3 protein-coding genes are annotated in these 4,102 nt (G+C 61.8%); 2 read left to right on the forward strand and 1 reads right to left on the reverse strand.

The genetic code is table 11. The features are described 5' to 3' along the window. Positions 1 to 563 (reverse strand): IS110 family transposase (locus I2G40_RS07245; protein WP_229090705.1); only part of this gene is annotated, 563 nt, incomplete at its 3' end. A gap of 302 nt (positions 564 to 865) precedes the next feature. On the opposite strand from I2G40_RS07245, the gene I2G40_RS07250 reads away from it, so the two are divergent. Together I2G40_RS07250 and I2G40_RS07255 are read left to right on the forward strand one after the other, a co-directional pair. Next, positions 866 to 3,166 carry a hydratase gene (locus tag I2G40_RS07250; RefSeq protein WP_138340852.1) on the forward strand — a complete coding sequence of 767 codons (2,301 nt, stop codon included), beginning with the start codon at positions 866 to 868 and terminating at the stop codon, positions 3,164 to 3,166. Positions 3,167 to 3,415: 249 nt separating this feature from the next. Further along, positions 3,416 to 4,102, forward strand: a 687-nt coding sequence (locus tag I2G40_RS07255; RefSeq protein ID WP_195544653.1) for a hypothetical protein, incomplete at its 3' end; no start/stop codon positions are given.

Below are 4,102 nucleotides of genomic sequence, written 5' to 3' on the forward strand. Positions count from 1 at the left end.
GCCTGGGGTCCCTCATATACGGCCCTCCCGTCTCCTGCGCCCCTCCCGGAACTGTCCACATCAGTGTAGCCAATCCAGGGCGTCCTCTCGTCGAAGGCGAGCCCGTGCCTGAGCAGGAACTTGGAGAGCCGCTGCTTCGCGCGAGAGAGGTCGTCCCTCGCGTCCTCGAGCGCCCTGGTCAGGTCGCGGGCGGCCTCGCACTCGTCGTCGGGGACCCACACCTCGACCACGTTGCCGACCGACAGCATGCGGGCGAGGAACTCGGCGTCGTTGCGGTCGTTCTTCCTGCGCCTGTCCGCGCTGGGCTTGATCATCTTCGAGACGGCGCCGACCACGCAGTCGACCCCCAGGCCGGAAAGCCTCTTCTGCAGGTCGAAGCCCGTGACCCCGGACTCGTACACGCACCTGGCCCTGGGGTCCACGGAACGGACCCACTCCGCGACGGCGCCGGCGTCGTAGCCGAAGGTCGCGGCACGTACCTCCCCGGTCATGACGTCGAGGGAGACGGCCTTTATCGAGCGGGCGTGGACGTCGAGGCCGATGAAGGTGGTAGTATCGAGCATGGGAGCCCCTTCCATGAATGCGGCGTGGCCGCCACGGTTGGATTAGACACTCACCATTGTCGGCCTAATCCGCGGTCTTTCATGCAGCAGGGGCTCTCAATGTTTTTATGTCCTGCTCATATCGTCTGTGCCGGCACTTTGGGACACTCCTTGTCAGGAGAGTGATGCAAGGTGCTCGTCCTTTACTTTACCGAGATAAAGTGAACGTGCAGATTCGTAACCCACTCGCAACCGTTCTATGGCACGATATTGAACGAATGTATGCTATGCGCCCAAATCTTTTGGGCAGAGTGGGAGACAGTATGGTTAAGCTGTACGAGGACGGCATCTACCTGCGCGGTGGCAGCGAGGTTGTGCCTGAGGCCGAGGCTGCCGAGCGCGGTATTACGCAGACGCCCGAGGATGCCAAGCGCGGCACCATCGCGTATTCGATCCTCCAGGCACACAATACGTCCGGCGACCCCGAGGCGCTCAAGATTCGCTTCGACGCCATGGCGAGCCACGACATCACCTTTGTCGGCATCATCCAGACGGCGCGCGCCTCGGGCATGGAGCAGTTCCCGCTGCCCTACGTGCTCACCAACTGCCACAACTCGCTGTGCGCCGTGGGCGGCACCATCAACGAGGACGACCACGTCTTTGGTCTCTCGGCTGCCAAGAAGTACGGCGGCATCTTCGTCCCGCCGCACATCGCCGTCATCCACTCCTTTATGCGTGAGAATTTCGCCGGCTGTGGCAAGATGATCCTGGGCTCCGACTCGCACACCCGCTACGGCGCTCTGGGCACCATGGCCGTGGGCGAGGGCGGTGGCGAGCTGGCAAAGCAGCTGCTGCGCGACACCTACGATGTCGCCTATCCCGGCGTCGTTGCCATCTACCTCACGGGCGCTCCGCGCCCCGGCGTTGGCCCGCACGACGTGGCGCTCGCCATCATCCGTGCCGTCTTTGCCAAGGGTTACGTTAAGAACAAGGTTATGGAGTTCGTGGGCCCCGGTATCGCGAGCATGACGACCGACTACCGCAACGGCGTCGACGTCATGACCACCGAGACCACCTGCCTGTCGAGCATCTGGGCCACCGACGAGGACACGCACGCGTTTTTGACCATGCACGGTCGCGGCGAGGACTACCGCGAGCTCAAGCCCGCCGATGTTGCCTACTACGACGGCTGCGTCGAAGTCGATCTGTCGAGTATCAAGCCCATGATCGCGTTGCCGTTCCATCCTTCTAACGGCTTTGAGATCGACGAGCTCAACGAGAACCTCGAGGACATCCTGCATGAGGTGGAGCTCGAGGCCGCCAAGATCGGCGAGGGCAAGACGCACTTTAGCCTGCTCGACAAGATCGTCGACGGCAAGCTGCACGTGCAGCAGGGCGTTATCGCCGGCTGCTCGGGCGGCAACTACGACTCCGTGGTCCAGGCTGCTCGCGTGCTCAAGGGCGCTAACACCGGCTGCGGCGAGTTCTCGCTGTCGGTCTATCCCACGAGCCAGCCCGTGGCACTCGAGCTTACACGCCGCGGCTACATCTACGACCTTATGGAGGCCGGCGCGATTGTGCGCACGGCATTCTGCGGCCCGTGCTTCGGCGCCGGCGACACGCCTGCCAACAACGGCCTTTCGATCCGCCACACCACGCGCAACTTCCCCAATCGCGAGGGTTCCAAGCCGGGCAACGGTCAGCTGAGCGCCGTGGCCCTGATGGACGCCCGCTCCATTGCGGCGACGGCTGCCAACGGCGGCGTCCTGACGCCGGCGACCGACCTGCCCGAGGAGACTTGGGACGAGGCCTGCGAGTACACCTTTGACGACGCGCCGTACAAGAAGCGCGTGTACTGGGGCTTTGGCAAGGCTGAGCCGGCCGACGAGCTGGTCGAGGGCCCCAACATCAAGCCGTGGCCCGCGATGGAGCCTCTCGGCGACGACATCCTGCTCAAGGTGTGCTCCAAGATCATGGACCCGGTCACTACGACCGACGAGCTCATTCCCTCGGGCGAGACGAGCTCCTTCCGCTCCAACCCGCTGGGTCTGGCCGAGTTTACGCTCAGCCGTCGCGACCCTGCCTACGTGGGCCGCTCCAAGGAGGTCGACGCGGTGGAAAAGCGCCGCGTTGCCGGCGAGGCAGCGGGCGACCTGGCGGCACTCGATGCCGAGCTTGCCAGCGTGTTTGAGGCGCTGACCGGCGCGGGTGTCGCGGCCGATGCCAAGGCGACTGAGTACGGCTCCATGCTCTATGCCAAGAAGCCCGGTGACGGTTCTGCCCGCGAGCAGGCCGCGAGCTGCCAGCGCGTAATTGGCGGCCTGGCCAACATCGTCCACGAGTACGCCACCAAGCGCTATCGCTCCAACGTGATGAACTGGGGCATGGTGCCCTTCCAGATGGAGGCCGAGCCCAGCTTTGAGGTGGGCGACTACGTCTTTGTGCCGGGTATCCGCGCCGCGCTCGACGGCGACCTGAAGGACATCGCCGCTTACGTGGTTCGCGCCGATGGTGCGGTCGAGCAGATTGAGCTCTACATTGCCGATATGACGGCAGAGGAGCGTGCCATCGTCAAGGCTGGCTGCCTGATCAACTACAACAAGTTCAAGGCCGCTGCCGAGTAACGCACATACTTGTCCGCCCCGGTTATACCTTTCCCTGCCGCTCACGCGCTTCGCGAGGGTCGCGTCAGAGAAAGGTATAACCGGGGCTACTTGTTAAGTGCTGCTCGTTGGGTCTTGAGGGCGCTAAAATCGAGGTTGCAACTCTCCTCTATGGGGGAGTGCGCCTTTGTTCATATGCTATCTAGAATTGACAGTATGAAGTTGGCGCTTTAAAGTGAGCTCAAAACACTCTCGTTTGTGGAGTTGAAGATGAAGCATTGCACTTCTGTTTTGTTGCTGTTGGTGGCTTGCGTCGTCGCTGCTGCGGGCGTGGTCCTATTTGGCTCGCTTATCTTCTATGGGCCGAGTGGGGTTGAGCAGACGGTTGAGATGGCGTCCCTTGTTGCATCGATGCCCGGGCAAATGATTTCGGACGTTACAAAGCCCGATGAGATAACGCTCGATATCGAGGAAACGCCGGGCATTCTAAGCATAAGCAACTACCCCATGATTGAACTTGGCTCGTCTCGCTATACCAAGGACGAGAAGTTGTCCCGACAGGCGCTGGACTTGCTAAACGGGCGTTCGTTCAAACGCTGGGACGGTTGGGATGCCTATGAGCGCCGACGTGGTTCTGTGAACGGTGGCTACTATACAACGCTGAAGTTGTATTCATCTGATGGCAAACTGATGCGCACCGTTAACTACAATCCGGAATACGCAAAAGCCGGAGGTGGGGACGGCGTCTATATCCAAGATGGCGGCGTGACCTACATTCTTGAAGGCGACCAGCAGCAGGTGATCGATTTTTTGGATCGTTGCGTGATGGACGCGTACGACCAGACCTGCCTGCCCGACCCGCAGACTGCACGCGATGGTGGGTCTGCTCGTACATGGCTATTCGAGGATGAGATGCCCTGGAACGCCGAATCGGGAAGCACGGGCTCGGCAAAAGAG

The sequence above is a fragment of the Collinsella aerofaciens genome (genome assembly GCF_015558785.1).
Lineage (GTDB): Bacteria > Actinomycetota > Coriobacteriia > Coriobacteriales > Coriobacteriaceae > Collinsella > Collinsella aerofaciens_P.